Origin of the sequence: Eubacterium aggregans (assembly GCF_900107815.1) — a bacterium.
Classification (GTDB): domain Bacteria; phylum Bacillota; class Clostridia; order Eubacteriales; family Eubacteriaceae; genus Eubacterium_O; species Eubacterium_O aggregans.
In genome coordinates this window covers 23,047-40,878 of sequence record NZ_FNRK01000022.1, presented here as the reverse complement: position 1 = coordinate 40,878, position 17,832 = coordinate 23,047, and the positions used below count along the sequence as shown (strand labels likewise).

Annotated in this window: 21 protein-coding genes; 18 read left to right on the top strand and 3 right to left on the bottom strand. The window is 52.1% G+C overall.

Going from position 1 to position 17,832, the window contains the following annotated elements; genetic code table 11:
• Positions 1-242, bottom strand: a 242-nt coding sequence (locus BLW33_RS11140; RefSeq protein ID WP_143032628.1) for a transposase, incomplete at its 3' end; no start/stop codon positions are given.
• A gap of 523 nt (positions 243-765) precedes the next feature.
• Here BLW33_RS11140 and BLW33_RS11130 point away from each other — a divergent pair.
• From BLW33_RS11130 to BLW33_RS11045, 18 genes are all read left to right on the top strand, one after another.
• Entirely contained in the window at positions 766-1,653 is an 888-nt protein-coding gene (locus BLW33_RS11130; protein WP_090308857.1) for a DegV family protein, read from the top strand.
• 190 nt (positions 1,654-1,843) lie between these two features.
• Entirely contained in the window at positions 1,844-3,139 is a 1,296-nt protein-coding gene (eno, locus tag BLW33_RS11125) for a phosphopyruvate hydratase (RefSeq protein ID WP_090308855.1), read from the top strand.
• Positions 3,140-3,314: 175 nt separating this feature from the next.
• Positions 3,315-3,512: a sulfur carrier protein ThiS gene (gene thiS, locus BLW33_RS11120; RefSeq protein ID WP_090308852.1), complete on the top strand. Its 198-nt coding sequence runs from the start codon at positions 3,315-3,317 to the stop codon at positions 3,510-3,512.
• A gap of 1 nt (position 3,513) precedes the next feature.
• Positions 3,514-4,152, top strand: coding sequence for a sulfur carrier protein ThiS adenylyltransferase ThiF (thiF, locus tag BLW33_RS11115; protein WP_090308849.1), 639 nt, complete (start codon positions 3,514-3,516; stop codon positions 4,150-4,152).
• Between the two features lie 20 nt (positions 4,153-4,172).
• The gene (locus tag BLW33_RS11110; protein ID WP_090308846.1) at positions 4,173-4,964 is read left to right on the top strand and encodes a thiazole synthase; all 792 of its coding nucleotides are present in this window, start codon (positions 4,173-4,175) and stop codon (positions 4,962-4,964) included.
• A 25-nt stretch (positions 4,965-4,989) separates the two neighbouring features.
• On the top strand, positions 4,990-6,174 hold the full coding sequence (gene thiH / locus BLW33_RS11105; protein ID WP_338070053.1) for a 2-iminoacetate synthase ThiH: 1,185 nt from the start codon (positions 4,990-4,992) through the stop codon (positions 6,172-6,174).
• Positions 6,161-6,757, top strand: a complete 597-nt coding sequence (locus tag BLW33_RS11100) for a thiamine phosphate synthase (RefSeq protein ID WP_090308840.1) — start codon at positions 6,161-6,163, stop codon at positions 6,755-6,757. Before thiH ends, BLW33_RS11100 begins: the two co-directional genes overlap by 14 nt.
• Before the next feature lie 123 nt (positions 6,758-6,880).
• On the top strand, positions 6,881-8,263 hold the full coding sequence (locus tag BLW33_RS11095) for an alanine/glycine:cation symporter family protein (RefSeq protein WP_176966707.1): 1,383 nt from the start codon (positions 6,881-6,883) through the stop codon (positions 8,261-8,263).
• Positions 8,264-8,403: 140 nt separating this feature from the next.
• Positions 8,404-8,712 (top strand): 50S ribosomal protein L21, encoded by a 309-nt coding sequence (gene rplU / locus BLW33_RS11090; protein WP_090242978.1) that lies wholly within the window; start codon positions 8,404-8,406, stop codon positions 8,710-8,712.
• Positions 8,712-9,062, top strand: a complete 351-nt coding sequence (locus BLW33_RS11085) for a ribosomal-processing cysteine protease Prp (RefSeq protein WP_090308837.1) — start codon at positions 8,712-8,714, stop codon at positions 9,060-9,062. Before rplU ends, BLW33_RS11085 begins: the two co-directional genes overlap by 1 nt.
• Positions 9,055-9,342, top strand: a complete 288-nt coding sequence (gene rpmA, locus BLW33_RS11080) for a 50S ribosomal protein L27 (RefSeq protein WP_090242982.1) — start codon at positions 9,055-9,057, stop codon at positions 9,340-9,342. The genes BLW33_RS11085 and rpmA overlap by 8 nt, the downstream gene beginning before the upstream one ends.
• Before the next feature lie 76 nt (positions 9,343-9,418).
• Complete coding sequence (gene obgE / locus BLW33_RS11075; protein WP_090308835.1) at positions 9,419-10,705, top strand: GTPase ObgE; 1,287 nt, start codon at positions 9,419-9,421, stop codon at positions 10,703-10,705.
• Positions 10,706-10,725: 20 nt separating this feature from the next.
• A complete protein-coding gene (locus tag BLW33_RS11070) occupies positions 10,726-11,040 on the top strand; it encodes a YhbY family RNA-binding protein (RefSeq protein WP_090308832.1) in 315 nt (104 codons plus the stop codon).
• Between the two features lie 16 nt (positions 11,041-11,056).
• The gene (nadD, locus tag BLW33_RS11065) at positions 11,057-11,677 is read left to right on the top strand and encodes a nicotinate-nucleotide adenylyltransferase (RefSeq protein ID WP_090308829.1); all 621 of its coding nucleotides are present in this window, start codon (positions 11,057-11,059) and stop codon (positions 11,675-11,677) included.
• On the top strand, positions 11,670-12,251 hold the full coding sequence (gene yqeK / locus BLW33_RS11060; RefSeq protein ID WP_090308827.1) for a bis(5'-nucleosyl)-tetraphosphatase (symmetrical) YqeK: 582 nt from the start codon (positions 11,670-11,672) through the stop codon (positions 12,249-12,251). The genes nadD and yqeK overlap by 8 nt, the downstream gene beginning before the upstream one ends.
• Before the next feature lie 13 nt (positions 12,252-12,264).
• On the top strand, positions 12,265-12,612 hold the full coding sequence (gene rsfS / locus BLW33_RS11055) for a ribosome silencing factor (protein WP_090308824.1): 348 nt from the start codon (positions 12,265-12,267) through the stop codon (positions 12,610-12,612).
• 12 nt (positions 12,613-12,624) lie between these two features.
• Positions 12,625-13,704: a redox-regulated ATPase YchF gene (ychF, locus tag BLW33_RS11050; protein ID WP_090308822.1), complete on the top strand. Its 1,080-nt coding sequence runs from the start codon at positions 12,625-12,627 to the stop codon at positions 13,702-13,704.
• Positions 13,705-13,889: 185 nt separating this feature from the next.
• Positions 13,890-15,572 carry a B12-binding domain-containing radical SAM protein gene (locus BLW33_RS11045; RefSeq protein ID WP_090308819.1) on the top strand — a complete coding sequence of 561 codons (1,683 nt, stop codon included), beginning with the start codon at positions 13,890-13,892 and terminating at the stop codon, positions 15,570-15,572.
• Here BLW33_RS11045 and BLW33_RS11040 read toward each other — a convergent pair.
• A complete protein-coding gene (locus tag BLW33_RS11040; protein ID WP_090308816.1) occupies positions 15,569-17,041 on the bottom strand; it encodes a HAMP domain-containing sensor histidine kinase in 1,473 nt (490 codons plus the stop codon). The two genes, BLW33_RS11045 and BLW33_RS11040, sit on opposite strands and share 4 nt — an antisense overlap.
• On the bottom strand, positions 17,028-17,705 hold the full coding sequence (locus BLW33_RS11035) for a response regulator transcription factor (protein WP_090308814.1): 678 nt from the start codon (positions 17,703-17,705) through the stop codon (positions 17,028-17,030). The genes BLW33_RS11040 and BLW33_RS11035 overlap by 14 nt, the downstream gene beginning before the upstream one ends.
• Positions 17,706-17,832 lie beyond the last annotated feature (127 nt).

Genomic DNA, 17,832 nt, shown 5'->3' with positions numbered 1-17,832 from the left:
TTGTTCTGTGCCTTAACGTGCTGGCGTAAGGTGATAAGCTCCTCGGTCAGTGACATGGCGCTTGTTGGCGTCTGTGAACCTGGCCCCAGGTCTAACTTACCGAGTCGGCAGGATCTCATCCAAGAATACAATGTATTCTTGGGAATGCCGAGTTCCTTAGCTGCCTTAGACTGACCAATTTCTTTTCCCAGCTTCACGGCCTGTATCTTATATTCTGGATCATATTGTCTATTCTTTGCCATTTTTTCGTCTCCTCCTGACTCTTTGATTAGCTTAAATCCTTGTGAATCAGTTGTCAACTAAAACTATACAATATCAAAATCTATCACCATGGTAGCCGCTTGTATTGGGAAGCCCTGGACACCAGGATCCGTTCTTATGCAAGTGAAAAGGGATTGGACTATGTGCGTAATGATGATAGCATGAAAAAACCCTTTGACGCTCCGCCTGTTATTGTCAACTTCTTTTATCATGAAGAGGTTAAAAAATCAGCAAGGAAGTAAAAGGGGCCAGCAAAAATAAGGTGGCGTATCCCGGTCAGTGCGAGGATATGCCACTTTATCTTTAACTCTTGGACAAAATTTGAATGGGTGCTGTTGACAAAATCGAAGATGAAACAGCGCAAAGGTGTTACCGAACGCGTGTTGTACTTTCGAAAATATTCTTATTTGTCTCAGTTCGGGGATCACAATAATATGTGCACAAAACCCTAAGAAATGATATACTAAAACACAACATTTCTTAAGGAACTGAAAGGAGAACATCATGCAGGACTATATATTAAGCTGTTGTTCCACTGCTGACTTATCAGAAGCACACTTTAAAGCCCGGGATATTCATTATATTTGCTTTCACTACGAACTCGACGGGGTGGAGTATGCTGACGATTTAGGGGCCAGCATGCCCTTTGAAACCTTTTACCAGGCCATGGCCGATGGGGCTGAAACCAAAACCTCCCAGGTCAATGCCGAGGAATTTGAAGCCTATTTCGAAGGGTTTTTAAAACAGGGGAAGGATATTCTCCACGTCTCCCTGTCCTCGGGGCTGTCTGGGGCCATTAATTCCGCCACCATCGCCAAGGGGAACCTGGAAAAGAAGTATCCCGATGCCCGGATTCTCCTGGTGGACTCCCTGGGGGCTTCCTCGGGCTACGGCCTGCTCATGGACCGTCTGGCGGATCTCCGGGATGAGGGTATGGCCATGACCGACGTATACGACTGGGCAGAAGCCCATAAACTTGATGTCCACCACTGGTTCTTTTCCACGGATCTCACCTTTTACATCAAGGGGGGGCGGGTCTCCAAAACCGCTGGCTTCATCGGGGGGATGTTAAACATCTGTCCCCTCCTCAATATGGATCACCTCGGCCGTCTGATCCCAAGACAAAAAATCCGGACCAAGCGCAAGGTCATTAAAGCCATCATCGAACGCATGGAGGAGCATGCCCAGGATGGCCTGGGTTATGGGGGGAAATGCTATATTTCCCAATCCGCCTGTTACGAGGATGCCCGGGCCGTGGCGGACTTCATTGAAGCCCGTTTCCCCCAATTGGAGGGCCCGGTCGAAATCAATAACATTGGGACCACCATCGGCAGCCACACCGGCCCCGGCACGGTGGCACTGTTCTTCTTTGGGGATCTACGCATGGATTAGCGGGGGTCCCTTAGGCAAAACCTAAGAATCATTCAGCAATCGTTAAGCCCAAAACCCTTTAAATACGGGGGTTCGGGCTTAATTTAAATTTAACATCAAAAAAAAGTGGAAGACCCTTGACAATGCAGTTAGATGTTGCTAACATGAAGGTAGTTTTACTGAAATCCCTTAGACGAAAGGAGCTACAAGAATGAATGCTCAATCTATTGAAAAAATAATCGGTCGTGAAATTTTGGATTCCAGGGGGAACCCCACCGTGGAGGCGGTGGTTTATCTGGAGGATGGCACCGAAGGTCGGGGAAGTGTGCCCAGCGGCGCCTCCACTGGCGAATTCGAAGCCCTGGAACTGCGGGATGGTGATCCCAGCCGCTACGGCGGAAAGGGTGTCACCGAAGCGGTGGAGCACATCAATAAAAAGATTAATGACCAGCTCATGGGGATGGATGCCTCAGATATTTACGCCATCGACCGGGCTATGATTGTCGCGGACGGGACTCCGGATAAGTCCAAGTTCGGGGCTAATGCCATTCTGGCCGTATCCATCGCCTGTGCCCGTGCGGCTGCCGAATCCCTCTGGATTCCCCTTTACCGTTTCCTGGGCGGCATTAACGGCAACACCCTGCCCGTTCCCATGATGAATATCTTAAACGGGGGAGCCCACGCCGATAATAATGTGGACATCCAGGAATTTATGATTATGCCTGTGGGGGCCCCTGATTTTTCAGAAGGCCTGCGTCAGTGTACAGAGGTTTTCCATACCCTGGCATCCATCCTCAAGGCCAAGGGCCTGGCCACCGCTGTCGGTGATGAAGGCGGCTTCGCCCCCAACCTTGCCAGTGATGAGGAGGCCATCGAGCTGATTTTACAGGCCATTACCCAGGCAGGGTACACCCCGGGGTCGGACTTCGTGCTGGCCATGGATGCTGCAGCCAGCGAATGGAAGGGAGACAAGGCTGGGGAGTACCGGATGCCCAAATCCGGAAAGCACTTTACCTCGGAAAAGCTGGTGGATTATTGGAAGGATCTCAGTGATAAATACCCCATCGCCTCCATTGAGGATGGCCTGGATGAAGAGGATTGGGAGGGCTGGCGTCTGCTGACCGATAAGCTGGGGGATACCATCCAGCTGGTGGGGGATGATCTCTTTGTGACCAATACCCAGCGCTTATCCCGGGGGATTACCCTGGGCTGCGGGAATTCCATCCTCATCAAGCTCAACCAGATTGGCTCGGTCTCCGAGACTCTGGATGCCATTAAAATGGCCCACAAGGCGGGATATACCGCCATTGTCTCCCATCGCTCCGGGGAAACCGAGGACACCACCATCGCCGATCTTGCCGTGGCCCTAAACACCGGGCAAATCAAGACCGGTGCCCCCAGCCGCAGTGAACGGGTGGCCAAGTACAACCAGCTCCTGCGCATCGAAAAGGAACTGGGGGAAGGCAGCACCTATCCGGGGATGGATACCTTTAATATTAAGGGATAGGCGGTTCGTCTGCTGAAATTAGTGTCAGGGGGGGCCTTGACAGCCCCTCCATTTTTAGTTACACTAAGTAAGAATTAAATAAACGCAGAATATTGTGCAGCGAGGGCTCACAAAGGGGTACACCACCACGGGTGTAGTTCTTTGTGAGCCCTCTTCGCGTTTTAAGGAGGATTTTATGATTAACGTTAACGGCGTCCCCCAGGAGGGCTGTGAGGGCCTTTCCCTGAGTGCGGTGCTGACCAAGCTCGGCTACGCTGAAAGCCGGATAGCAGTGGAATTAAACGGCCAGATCATCCCCAGACGAAAACACCTGGAGCAGGGTGTTTCGGATGGGGACCATCTGGAGGTGGTGACCTTCGTGGGGGGTGGCTGAGATGGGCGTTCCCTCCAAGCAGGAAATGGCCGAGGTGCTCACCGCCCGTCACGGAAGGGCGGTCCAGGAGAAGCTTGACCGGGGGCGTGTGGCCATTGCCGGTCTGGGGGGGCTGGGCTCCACCATCGCCATTTCCCTGGCCCGAGCCGGGGTGGGGCATCTCCACCTCATCGATTTTGACCGGGTGGATTTAACCAACTTAAACCGCCAGCAGTACGGCATCGACGATTTAGGCCAGCTGAAAACCGAGGCCCTCACGGCTCATATACAGGCCATCAATCCCTACCTCCACATCACAAATCACAGCCTGCGTATCACCGATGAGATCATCCCCAAACTCTTTTCTGAGGATGAGATCATCTGCGAGGCCTTTGATCTCCCCGAGGAAAAAGCCATGCTGGTGAACGGTCTCTTTGATCACTACCCCGAAAAATGGCTGGTGGGGGCATCGGGGATGGCGGGGTATGGAAGCAGCAATACCATCGTCACCAGGCAGGTGGCCAGCCACTACTATCTCTGCGGCGACGGCCACACCGATCTCATCGCCCCCGGCGGCCTCATGGCCCCCCGGGTGGGGATCTGCGCCGCCCACCAGGCCAATATGGTCATCCGATTACTGCTGGATGAACCCAGCGTTTAACTTAAAGAAAGAGGATCATGATGTATACTGAAAATAACGACACACTGTACATTGGCGGGGAAGCCTTCGACTCCCGCTTTATTTTAGGCTCTGGGAAATTCTCCCTGGACTTAATCCAGGCCGCCATTAAGAGGGGTGGGGTCCAGATGGTCACCCTGGCCCTCAGACGGGCCAACCAAGGGGGGCTGGCCAACATCTTAGACTATATCCCAAAGGGCATCACTCTGCTGCCCAACACCTCTGGGGCCCGAAACGCCGAGGAGGCAATCCGTATCGCCAGGCTCTGCCGGGAGCTGGGCTGTGGGGATTTTGTGAAGCTGGAAATCATCCGGGACAGCCGGTACCTGCTTCCGGACAATGCCGCCACCGTCACAGCCACCGCGGCCTTATCCCAAGAGGGGTTTAAGGTTATGCCCTACATGTACCCGGATTTGAATACCGCCCGGGATTTAGCCGACGCCGGGGCCGTGGCTATCATGCCCCTGGGTGCCCCTATCGGCTCCAATCAGGGGCTCCTCACCAAGGCCTTCATCCAGATTCTGGTGGACGAAATGGATTTACCGGTGATTGTGGATGCGGGCATCGGCCGCCCCTCCCAGGCCTGTGAAGCCATGGAAATGGGCTGTGCCGCAGTGATGGCCAACACCGCCATCGCTACCGCCGGGGATATCCCCCAGATGGCCGAAGCCTTTAAAGGGGCCATCCAGGCTGGTCGGTCCGCCTTTTTAGCCCGTTCCGGCCGGGTGAAGGCCCATGGGGGAGAGGCGTCCTCGCCCCTAACCGGCTTTTTAGGGGAAGGCTCGGAGGCGTAAAATGGAAAAGATCAATACCAGCATTATGGACCATCAGGCAAAACGCTTCCACGACCAGGTCAAAACCGACCACATGGCCTATGTGGAGGGCATGGAGGCCATCGACTCTGGCATTATGGATGAAGTCATCGCCACCATGGAAGATTATGATTACACGGCCTACACCCCGGCGGATGTCCGCCGGGCCCTCAGCCACAGCCGGCGGAGTCTGGAGGATTTCAAGGCCCTCCTTTCTCCGGCCGCGGCCCCCCTCCTGGAGGAAATGGCCCAGGCCGCCCAGGCAGAAACCCGGCGCTACTTTGGAAATTCGGTCAATCTGTTCACCCCCCTTTACATCGCCAATTATTGTGAAAATTACTGTATCTACTGCGGGTTTAACTGCCATAATGCCATTACTCGGGCCTGCCTGAGTGGAGATCAGATTCGGACGGAGATGGCGGCCATCGCCGAGACAGGCCTTCAGGAGATTCTGCTCCTCACCGGGGAAAGCCGGAAGAAGTCCGATGTTCCCTATATCGCGGAGGCCTGTAAAATCGCCCGGGAGTATTTTAAGGTGGTGGGCCTGGAGGTGTACCCCATGAATTCCGATGAGTACGCCTACCTTCACGCCTGTGGGGCGGATTATGTGACGGTTTTCCAGGAAACCTATAACTCGGATAAGTATGAAACCCTGCATTTGGCGGGACATAAGCGGATTTTCCCCTATCGCTTCAATGCCCAGGAGCGGGCCCTCATGGGGGGGATTCGAGGGGTGGGCTTCGCCGCTTTGCTGGGGCTGGATGATTTTCGTAAGGATGCTCTGGCGACGGGGTACCACGCGGCCCTCATCCAACGGAAATATCCCCAGGCAGAGATTGCCATTTCCTGCCCCCGGCTCCGGCCCATCATCAATAACGATCAGATCAATCCCATGGATGTCCACCAACGGGAGCTGTTCCAGGTCATCACGGCCTACCGATTGTTTTTGCCCTTTGCCAGCATTACCATCTCCACCCGGGAATGCGCGGATTTTAGAGACCATGTCATTGGGGTGGGGGCGACGAAAATCTCTGCCGGGGTCTGTGTGGGCATCGGTGCCCATCAGGAGGCGAACTTCGAGCAGGGGGATGAGCAATTTGAAATTTCTGACGGGCGGTCGGTGGATGCGGTGTACCAGGCGATCCTGAATCAGAATCTCCAGCCCGTGATGAGTGATTATGTCTATGTCTAGGTGTGTGGCCCTCACCAATCGCCATCTGGTGAGGGGCCGCCTCACGGACCAGATTCGTCTTTTGGTAGCCGGGGGCATCCCCTCTATTCTGCTCCGGGAGAAGGATTTGTCCCAGGAGGAATACGCGGACCTGGCGAGGGCCGTCATCCCCTTGATGTCAGTCCCCGGGGACTGTATCCTCCACCACCATATCGATGTGGCCCGGGACTTGCACCATCCGGCCATCCACCTGCCCCTGCCGGACCTGCGACGCATCTGGGGGGACTGGCTGGATTTTGAGATTCGGGGGGCCTCGGTCCATTCGGTTTCAGAGGCCCGGGAGGCCCAGGACCTGGGGGCCACCTATTTAATGGCCAGCCCCATCTTTGAGACGGCGTGTAAACCCGGGGTACTCCCCAAGGGTACTGCCTTTATTGGAGAGCTGGTCCGCCTGACGGGCCTGCCCATCTACGCCCTCGGGGGCATTGACCTCCACAATGCCCAGGAGGCCCTGGATGCCGGGGCCACCGGGGTCTGCCTGATGTCTGCCGCCATGGGGGTGGATGGGGATGGGGTGGAGGAACTGAGGCGGTTCGTCCGCTAAAGTTTGTGGCGGTGGGGCGGTTGTCCACAGATTGTCCATAGAACAAAGACCTTTGTGTTTTTTAATAGACAAAACCGCCAATGTATGGTAAACTGTAACCAATTTACAGGGGAGGTTTTTTTTATGTCATTTTCATCTATCATCGCATCCGTCAATGATTTCGTCTGGGGTCCCATCATGCTGGCCCTTTTGGTAGGGACGGGCGTGTTCCTGACCATTCGCTTGAAATTCTTACCCTGGCGGAATTTAGGCTATGCCCTCAAATCAGTTTTTGCCAAACAGGATAAAGCCGCAGAGGCCCGGGACAAAGGGGATATTTCGCCCTTTCAATCCCTGATGACCGCCCTGGCGGCCACCATCGGTACCGGGAATATCGTCGGGGTCGCCACTGCCATGGTCCTCGGCGGCCCCGGGGCCCTGGTCTGGATGTGGATTTCCGCCCTCTTTGGCCTATCCACCAAATATGGCGAGAGTGTTTTAGCTGTTAAATATCGGGAAACCAACGAAAAAGGGGAGATGTGCGGCGGCCCCATGTACGCCCTGAAAAATGGGTTTAAAAACAAAACCATCGGGAAAATACTGGCCTTCCTCTTTTCCCTCTTTGCGGTCATCGCCTCCTTCGGCATTGGAAACATGACCCAGGCCAACTCCATTTCCGGCGCCATTAACAGCACCTTTGGTGTGCCTACCTGGATCACGGGGATCGTCATCACCGTGCTGGCTCTGGTGGTCTTACTCGGCGGCATTAAAAGCATCGGGAAGGTCTGTGCCACCCTGGTTCCCTTTATGGCGGTTTTCTATTTCATCGGCGGCATCATCGTCATTGGCATCAATTTCCAGAATGTCCCCGATGGTTTAGCACAAATTTTCTCCATGGCCTTCTCCGCCCAAGCCATGGCCGGCGGAGTTGGGGGAACGGTCATTGCCAGTGCACTGCGTTATGGGGTTGCCCGGGGGGTCTTTTCCAATGAAGCTGGCCTCGGCTCGGCTCCCATTGCTGCTGCCGCCGCCAAAACCGATCATCCCTCTCGCCAGGGCTATATCAACATGACCGGTACCTTCTTCGATACCATCATTGTGTGTAGTGTGACGGGTCTGGTCATTGCCTCTTCCGGGGCTCTGGGAACCACCGATGCCAGCGGGGCAGTATTGACTGGGGTGAATCTGACCATTGCCGCCTTTTCCAGTGGGCTTGGCGTGGCCGGTTCCTGGCTGGTGACCATCGGCATCGCCCTCTTTGCTTTTTCCACCATTTTGGGCTGGGAATACTATGGCGAAAAATCCCTGGAATACCTGGTGAACCATCAGGTTGTCACAAAAATCTATCGATTCGTCTTTGCCCTCATCGCCTTTGTTGGGGCCACCATGACCCTTCAAACCGTTTGGGATTTCTCAGATACCATGAACGGCCTGATGGCCATCCCAAACCTCATCTGTCTCCTGGTTTTAAACAAGGTCATCGCCGAAGAATGCTTCGATTATCAGAAGAATGTGTTGCTAAAATAGACCACCTCAAATTAATTTGCAAAAGGCCTTGCAGTTTTGAAAAAATTGTGCTAACATAAACAAGTTGTAAGCCGCTCACTCAGGGTTGTAAGTCCGAAAGGCACCCAACGTGGCGAGACTGGTATGAGGAGGTGTAGGAAATGTACGCAATTATTAAAACTGGTGGCAAGCAATATCGTGTTGCCCAGGATGATGTCATCGAAATCGAAAAAGTCAAAGGCGCGGATACTGAAGTGGTATTCGATCAGGTTTTGGCCATTAAAACGGACGATGGTTTAACCCTTGGTGAACCCATTGTAGCCGGTGCAACCGTCAAGGCTGAAGTCTTAGAAGTTGCAAAAGCCGACAAGGTCATCGTGTATAAGTATAAGTCCAAAAAGGACTACCGACGTAAACAAGGCCACAGACAGCCGTTTATGAAAGTTAAAATTACTTCAATCAATGCATAATGATTAAGGTAACGTTCCGAAAAGATGCTGATGACAGCATTCGAAAAGTGATAGTCGAAGGTCATGCCAGTTATGGCGATGATGGTGAGGATATCGTATGTTCCGGTATTTCCATCCTGACGATTTCCATCCTCAACGGACTTGAGGAAATCGTAGGGATTGAGGGCATCCTCCGGGAAGTCAAGGCAGGTTATACCTCCTTCTGGCTCCCTCGGGTGGAGGATTTCGTCAAAAACGTCCAGATGACGGCTTTGATGGATACCTTTGAACTGGGTGTCCGGGCCACAGAAAGCGCCTATGGCGACTATATCACGGTAAAAGATGAAATTGGAGGTGAACTCGATGATTAAAATGGACCTGCAATTATTTGCCCATAAGAAAGGGGTAGGTAGTTCTCGAAATGGTCGTGACTCCGAATCCAAGAGATTGGGTGTCAAACGTGCGGATGGTCAGTTTGTTTTAGCCGGAAATATTCTGGTAAGACAAAGAGGTACAAAGATTCATCCTGGCGTGAATGTCGGTCGTGGTGGTGATGATACCCTCTTTGCGATGTGTGACGGCGTGGTCGCTTTTGAACGCAAAGGCCGGGATCATAAACAATGTAGTGTTTATCCCCGTCAAACCGTATAGTAAATCAGACCATAAAGCCCCTTATTCGCTTTCTTGAATAAGGGGCTTTTTTTAGAAATACAACAGGAGGTATGGGATGTTTATTGATAGTGCCCAAGTCTATGTGACGGCTGGAAACGGCGGCCATGGCGGGATGAGTTTTCGTCGGGAAAAATATGTCCCCAATGGTGGACCCGACGGAGGTAATGGCGGAAGGGGTGGCAATGTCGTGTTCATGGCAGATGCCGGCCTTCGAACCCTGCTTCCCTTTAAATATAAGAAAAAATACAAAGCGGATAGTGGTAAAAATGGGACCGGTGGACGCTCAAGCGGTAAATCTGGTGAGGATTTGATCATCAAGGTCCCCCTGGGAACGGTCATTAAGGACAAAGAAACCGGGAACATCCTCTTCGATTTAAACGAGGACGGAGAATCGGCCATCGTCGCTCGGGGAGGACGGGGCGGACTGGGGAATATGAATTTTTCAAGTGCCACCCGCCAGGCCCCACGCTTTGCCCAAGGGGGGGTCCGGGGAGAAGAACGGACCCTGATGCTGGAATTAAAGCTCATTGCCGATGTGGGGCTGGTTGGCTTTCCCAACGTGGGAAAATCCACCTTCTTATCCAGCGTCACTGCGGCCAGACCGAAGATTGCCAACTATCATTTTACCACCTTATCCCCGAACTTAGGGGTGGTCCAGTGGAAGAACAGTGATCCCTTTGTCATCTCCGATATTCCGGGGATTATTGAAGGCGCCCATCAGGGGGTGGGGCTGGGCATCCAGTTCCTGCGCCATGTGGAGCGGAACCGGCTGCTGCTGCACATCATCGATATTTCCGGCTCTGAGGGCCGGGACCCCTTAAAGGATTTCCAGGATATCCAGTCGGAGATGCGCCACTACAACCCTCGGTTTTCTGAGCGCAAGCAGATCATCGCCCTCAATAAAATCGATTTACTGCCGGACCCCGAAGAACGGGCTCTGATTCAATCTGAGTTCGAGGCCGAGGGCTACGAGGTCTTCTTGATTTCTGCCGCCACCGGGGAAGGCATCGATGCCCTCCTAGACCGGATAATCACCCTTCTGGCTGAAATTGGAGAAGTGGAACCCATCTTCGAAGTGGAAACCGATTTGGACGTCATTTATCGGCCCACCATGGACGAGGATAAATTTACCATCACCTTAGATGATGACGGGGTTTATGTCGTCCAAGGAGATTTCCTGGAACGGCTCATCAATTCCGTCAACTTCGATGACCTAGATTCTGTGGGGTATTTCCAGAAAAGACTCACGGATAAGGGCGTCTTTAAGGAACTGGAAGCCATGGGGATTAAGGATGAGGACTTGGTCCGCCTAGATACCATTGAATTTGAGTATTATAAATAAGAAACACAGAAAGAGAGATTATGCTAACCAGTAAACAAATCAGTTATTTACGAAAACTTTCGGTGAATGAACCGGATATCGTCTTCGTGGGAAAGGATGGCCTTACCGAAGAGGTCATCACCCAGGCTCGGGAGGCCATTGCCGCCCGGGAGCTCATTAAGGGTAAGGTCCAGAAGAATTCTATGGAAGAGCCCAGCGCCGTGGCCCAGGCCTTATCCGAAGCCATCAAGTGCGATGTGGTCTGTACCATGGGCAGTAAATTCGTACTGTACAAGCACCACAACCTCAAACCCAAAATTGAGCTGCCTAAAAAGTCAGACAAAAAGAAAAAATAACAGGACGGGGAATAAGATGGAAAAAATCGGGCTTTTGGGTGGGAGCTTCAATCCCATCCATACAGGGCATCTGCTCTTGGCAGAATCTGCCCGATGGGAATATCAGCTGGACAAGGTGCTTTTCATTCCCACCGGAAACAACCCCTTTAAGCGCAGCAATCAGGAAATCAGCCGCCAGGCCCGGATGGACATGGTGGCTCTTGCCATTGCCAGCAATCCTTATTTTGAGGCATCGGATATCGAGATGAACCGTGAGGGGAAAAGCTACACCATCGACACCATTAACGCCCTTGAGGCCATTTATGGGGATGTGGAATTTTACTTCATCACCGGGGCAGACATCATGTTTGAAATCACCCGTTGGCGGGAGGCGGAAGCCCTTCTGCGCCGGGTGACCTTTGTGACCAGCTGCCGGCCGGGGTATTCCCATAAAAAGCTGGATCGCCGGATTGCCCAGCTGAAGGCCGATTATAACACACGGATTCTCAAACTGCTTTCCTCGGAGATGGACATTGCTTCCTCCAATATCCGCAGCCGGATTAAAAAAGGGCAGTCCATTAAATATCTGATCCCCGAGGCGGTGGAGCATTATATTCTGGACCACCGTCTGTACCAGGAGGAGGTCTCCATTGACTGAAAAGCAAATGAAAAAAAAGCTGAAGGGGGAACTAAAGCCCAAGCGCTATCAGCATACCCTAAACGTGGTTAAAAGCGCCGAGCACCTGGCCACCCGGTACTCCTGTGATTTAGAACAGGCGCGGTTAGGGGCTTTGCTCCACGATTGCGCGAAAAATTACTCAGGAGAAAAACTACTTTCAGTGTCGGCATCGGCCCATCTGGACATTGACGATATCACGCGGATCGAACCCCAGCTGCTCCACGGTCCCGTTGGGGCGGTTGTGGCCCGGGAGGCCTATGGCATCACAGAAGATGCCATCCTCGATGCCATCCATTATCACACCACCGGACGGGTGGGGATGTCGACCCTGGAAAAAATCATTTATCTGGCGGATTTCATTGAAGAGGACCGGAATTATCCCGGGGTGGAGCAGCTGCGGGCCTGTGCCATGGAGGATCTGGATCGCGCCATGATCTTAGCTTTTTCCAATACCATTCGCTATATTGCGTCCATTGGTGGACTGATTCATCCCAGTACAGTGGACGCCCGAAACAGCCTGATTTTAGGACAAATACAAGAAAAAATTGAATAAAGTGGAGGACACAATGGAAACAAAAGAACTTGTTTCATCCATCAAGGAATGGATGGACGCTAAGAACGCAACGGATATTGAAATCATCGATATCCAGGGAATATCCTCATTGGCCGATTATTTTATCATCGCCAGTGGGAATTCAGAACGGCAGGTCCAGGCCATTGCCGATAATGTGGAGTTTGAAGCTAAAAAATGTGGGGTAACCCCTAAGAACATCGAAGGCGAACGGGAAGCCCGCTGGATTTTAATGGATTATTACGACGTCATCGTCCATATCTTTCATGCCAAGGAACGCGAGTTTTACGACTTAGAACGCCTTTGGAAGGATGGAATCCGACCAAATCAGAAAACGGATTAAGGAGGATGCTCTTTGAAAATCGGAATTGTCGGTTTACCAAATGTGGGAAAATCCACAATCTTTAATGCTTTGACCAAGGCCGGTGCTGAATCGGCTAATTATCCTTTTTGCACTATTGATCCCAATATTGGCATCGTTACCGTGCCAGACACCCGTCTGGATGTCTTAGGGAAGATGTACACTACCAAAAAAGTGGTGCCCACTACCATCGAATTCGTGGATATCGCCGGGCTGGTCAAAGGGGCCAGCAAAGGGGAGGGCCTCGGGAATAAGTTCCTGGCCAATATTCGGGAGGTGGACGCCATCGCCCATGTGGTCCGGTGCTTTTCGGATGATAATGTGGTCCATGTGAGTGGGAAAATCGATCCTCTGGATGATCTGGAAATCATCACTATGGAACTCATCCTTGCGGATCTGGAAATGGTGGAACGCCGGGTTGAAAAAACCCGAAAGGCGGCCAAGGCCAATAAGGAAGAACGGGCGAACCTGGAGGTGCTCCTGACCTTGCAGGAGGTCCTGGAGGCAGGGCAGATGCCAAGGGAGGATGCCTTTACCAAGGATGGCTGGGCTTTTATTTCGAGCCTGCAGCTGATCTGCACCAAACCCACCTTGTACATTGCCAATGTGGCTGAGGATGAAATCGCCGAGGATAACCCGGCCGTGGTGGCTCTGAAGGCGGCGGTGGCTCCTGCTGAGGTCATTAAGATTTCTGCTAAAATCGAAGAAGAAATTGCCACATTGGATGATGAGGAAAAGGCCCTGTTCTTAGAAGAGCTGGGACTGCCATCTTCGGGTCTGGATCTGGTGATCCACGCCTCCTACCGGCTCCTTGGCCTGATTTCTTTCCTGACCGCCGGACCGGACGAATGCCGGGCCTGGACGGTGAAGGCCGGGACCAAAGCCCCTCAGGCGGCGGGAAAGATCCACACCGATATCGAGCGGGGATTTATCCGCGCCGAAATCACCACTTACGACCAGCTCATCGCCGCGGGCTCCGATGTCAAGGCTAAGGAACAAGGGGTCACCCGGATCGAAGGCAAGGACTACGTCATGCAAGACGGTGACGTCACCTTCTTCCGGTTTAACGTCTAAGGGGGGAGGCAAACCGCTGCCCTGAAACAGGGCGGTGGCTTTTGTGAAGGCGGTAGGGATAGCTCCCAGTAGGGGACGGGCAGGTGGACATATACCGTTTCTTCCGTCCCCCCGCCACAAATCTCAGCGGACGAACCGCCCCGCAACCCAGCCCCGCAAGGGGCTTTTTTAAAGGAGGAAAACCCATGACATCTGTTACCCTGGTGGGAATCAACGCCAAATATATTCATTCGAATTTAGCCATTCGCTGCCTGCGCCAGGCCGTGGTCCCTCGACCCGTTGGCCTGGTGGAGCTCACCATTAACGACACTATCACCCATTGTGTGGACCGTCTCTTATCGCAGGAGCCCCTGGTTTATGGGTTCTCTTGCTACATCTGGAATATCCGGTACGTTTTAGAGCTGGCGGAAATCCTAAAGGCCAGTAGTCCCAAGTGCCAGATCATCCTCGGGGGACCGGAAGTCTCCTACGATGCCAGCCAAATTCTTGGGGCCCATCCCTTTATTGACGCCATTGTCTGTGGGGAAGGGGAAGAGGCCTTCACCCAAATCATCCAGGCCATCGATAGTGGGACAGATTATAAAGAAATGACCATTCCCGGCCTGGTGGTAAAAGACCGTCCCCGGCAGGCCACCCTCCAAAGCCTTTCCCATCTGGAGGCCACCCCCTTCGCCTATACCCCTGGGGATCTAGAAGCCCTTAAAGGACGGATCATCTATTATGAAACCATGCGAGGGTGCCCCTTCCGATGCGCCTATTGTCTGTCCTCCACTCTTTCTGGGGTTCGCACCCAGCCCTTAGACCGAGTGTTCAAGGAGCTGGACTTCTTTATTAAACACCAGGTGCGCCAGGTCAAATTTGTGGATCGGACCTTCAATGTCAACCCCTCCCGGGCCAATCAAATTTTAGCCTTTCTGGCCGCCCAGCCCGGAGATACCAACTTTCATTTTGAAATCGCCGCAGATTTAATGGATGACGAGATGTTCCGAATTATTGCATCCGCTCCGGTGGGTCGGTTCCAGTTTGAAATTGGCGTCCAAAGCACCCATGACCCAGCCCTTCAGGCCATCACCCGGAAAACAGACCTCACCCAGGTCAAGGCCAATATCCGTTGTCTGGTGGCCCTGGGGAACTGCCACATCCATGCCGACCTCATCGCTGGACTGCCCCATGAGGATTATCACACCTTTGGCCGCTCCTTCGATACCGTCATCGCTCTGGGTCCCCAGATGCTCCAGGTTGGCTTTTTAAAGCTCCTTAAAGGGACAAGGCTTCGGGAGGCCGCCGGGGACTTTGGCTGCCGTTATCGCAGCTTCCCACCCTACGAGGTGATTTCAACCCAGGCACTCTCCGCCATGGAGCTTCAGGATCTGAGGCACATCGAAGAGATGGTGGATCGGTACTATAATTCTGGTCGCTTCACCCATACCCTGGGGTTTGCGCTTAAGTCCCGGCGTTGGGCCTCACCCTTTGCTTTTTTCGAGGCACTATCCCGGTACTGGTACGCCGCTGGGTATGACAGGGGTGCCCAGTCTAGGGATCAATTATACGTCATTCTCTTTGAATACTTCAAAGCGAAGAGGGCCGAGGCTCTGGCCGTTGAACTGCTGGCCCTGGATGCCCGGTTACAGGGGATTCGAAAACTGCCCCATGGGCTACTTGAAGGCCCGGTGGATTCTGAACAATCCTTTGAAATCCTAAAGGACGAGGATTTTGTAAGCGCTTTTCTTCCGGAGCTTACGGCCCACACACCAAAAAACCGGCACAAACAGGTGCTGTTTATGCCGGCAAGTAGCGATTTAAGGGAATACCTCGACCAGGAAGGGGAGACCGTAGTCATCTACAAGGACCGGTTTACCCTGGTTTAAAGGAAGGGCAGGCACAGGGAGACCGTGGTGCCCTGGCCCAGGGTGCTTTCAATGCGGAGGGTCCCATGGTGGAGCGCCAGGATATTATCAATAATCGAGAGCCCCAAACCGCTGCCACCGGTCATCCGGGAGCGGTCACTATCCACCCGGAAAAAGCGCTTTCGGACGTTCTGGAGGGCATCTGCGGGGATGCCGATGCCCGTATCGGCAATTTTAATGATACATTCCCCTGGGGTAGTGGTGCAGGAGAGGGTAATGGTCCCACCCACAGGGGTGTACTTCACGCTGTTATCAATAACACCCCGGATGGCCTGGATCATGAGCCCCTTATTGCAACGCAACCGACAGGGGACATTTTCACCTAAACAAATCTCATGGTCAGAATCAATCATTTGCCACTCTTCATATTGCTTCACCAAAAGGGAATGCATATCCAGGGATTCAAATCCCTCGGAATAATAGCGGTTCTCCAAACGGCTCAGGGTGAGGAGATCCTCCACTAAAACCTTCATGCCCGTGACTTCATTGCTAATGGAATGGATGGCTTCGGCGGTTACCTCAGGATCATCCTGCCCCCAGGTCTTCAAAATATCCGTATAACCCTGGATCACGGTGAGGGGCACCCGTAGCTCGTGGGAAGCGTCGGAAACAAAGCGTTTCTGCATCTCAAAGGCACCCTCCAGTTGGCTAATCATCTGATTCAGGGAAAGGATCATTTGGTCCAGTTCATCCCGATTCCCCGTCTCCTTTATCCGAATATTTAAATTATTCTCTGTAATTTTCTTCGCCGTATCGGCAATGTCAATCAGGGGCTTCAGGGAACGCTTGGTCCCGTAAATTCCCAGAAGAATGATCCCCCCCACAGAGACGCACATCAAAATCACCTGGATGACGTATAATATGGTCATAAACATCATGCTGTCGTCCAAATTCTTGACCACCTGGATATAAATGGTATAGTCATCCGATACCGTATAGGAAGAGCCCAGATAGTAGTACTCGGACCCATCCAGGGAAAAGGAGTCCACGTTGACATCCTCAGGGAGGTCCACGGCATTGGTTACCTTGAGCTTAAAAAGATCAATGTTGAAGCGGCGGATATTATCCTCGGAAAAAACAGAATCAAAGGCATCGGTGGAGGCGTATAATTGCCCGTTGCTATCCATGAGCTGGTAGGCCATCAGCCCATTATCCTTCATGTAGGGGTATACCTTTTGTGCCACAAAATCAAGACGCTGCTCCTCAGGTAGCCCCATGACCTCCTGTTTATTCTCATCAATCACATTGATGATATAATTACTGAACTTAATGAGGTTGGCCCTGTTTTCATTGAAAATGATTTGTTGGGAAAAATAAAAAACCAGTAGATAGGATATGACCAGTAAAACCGTAAAGGCGATGGTAAAGGTCAAGGCAATGCGGGTGTACAGCTTCATGGGCTGTTTTTCTTTTTTCTTATTTAATGACATAACCACGTCCCCGAACGGTTTGAATGAGCTTTCGCTCAAAGGGCTTGTCAATCTTGTCCCTTAAATATTTGATATAGACATCGATGATATTCTCATTTCCGTCATAATCATAGCCCCAGACATGGTTAAGGATTTGCTCCCGGGTCTGGACAAGGTGGTGATTAAGCATCAAATAATAGAGTAAATCAAACTCTGTCCGGGAGAGGTGGATCTCCAAATCTGAGCGGCGGACCGTAAAATCCGTCAAATCCATGGTGAGATCCTCATAGGTCAAGGAATCTTCCTTGGAAAAGTCTATCTTTTTCCGAATATTTGCATTAATTCGTGCCAATAATTCCTCAAAATCAAAGGGTTTCTTGATATAATCATTGGCACCATTATTTAAACCCCGAACCACATCCTCGGTGGCATCCTTTGCCGTCAGGAAAATAATGGGTTGGGTTGGTTCTTTTTTTCGAATGGCCGCAAGCACCGTAAAGCCATCTTTAATGGGCAACATCACATCCAGAAGGACTAAGTCAATTTCCTCTGAATGGGCATAAAAAACCTGCTGTGCCTCCAGGCCATCATAGGCCTTTAGAGTATTAAATCCGGCGTGATGGAGCTGAAGCTCGATAATACGGGAAATCTGGCGATCATCTTCCACAATGAGAATTGTTTTCATAGGGACTCCAATTTCAGTGAATTTGTGGTATAATTATATAAGAAGTAAGCAGGTTTATCAACATGAGAGGTTGGCAGGATTTATACAGACTTAAGAAAGAATCGATATACTCAGGTCTGAAATTGTA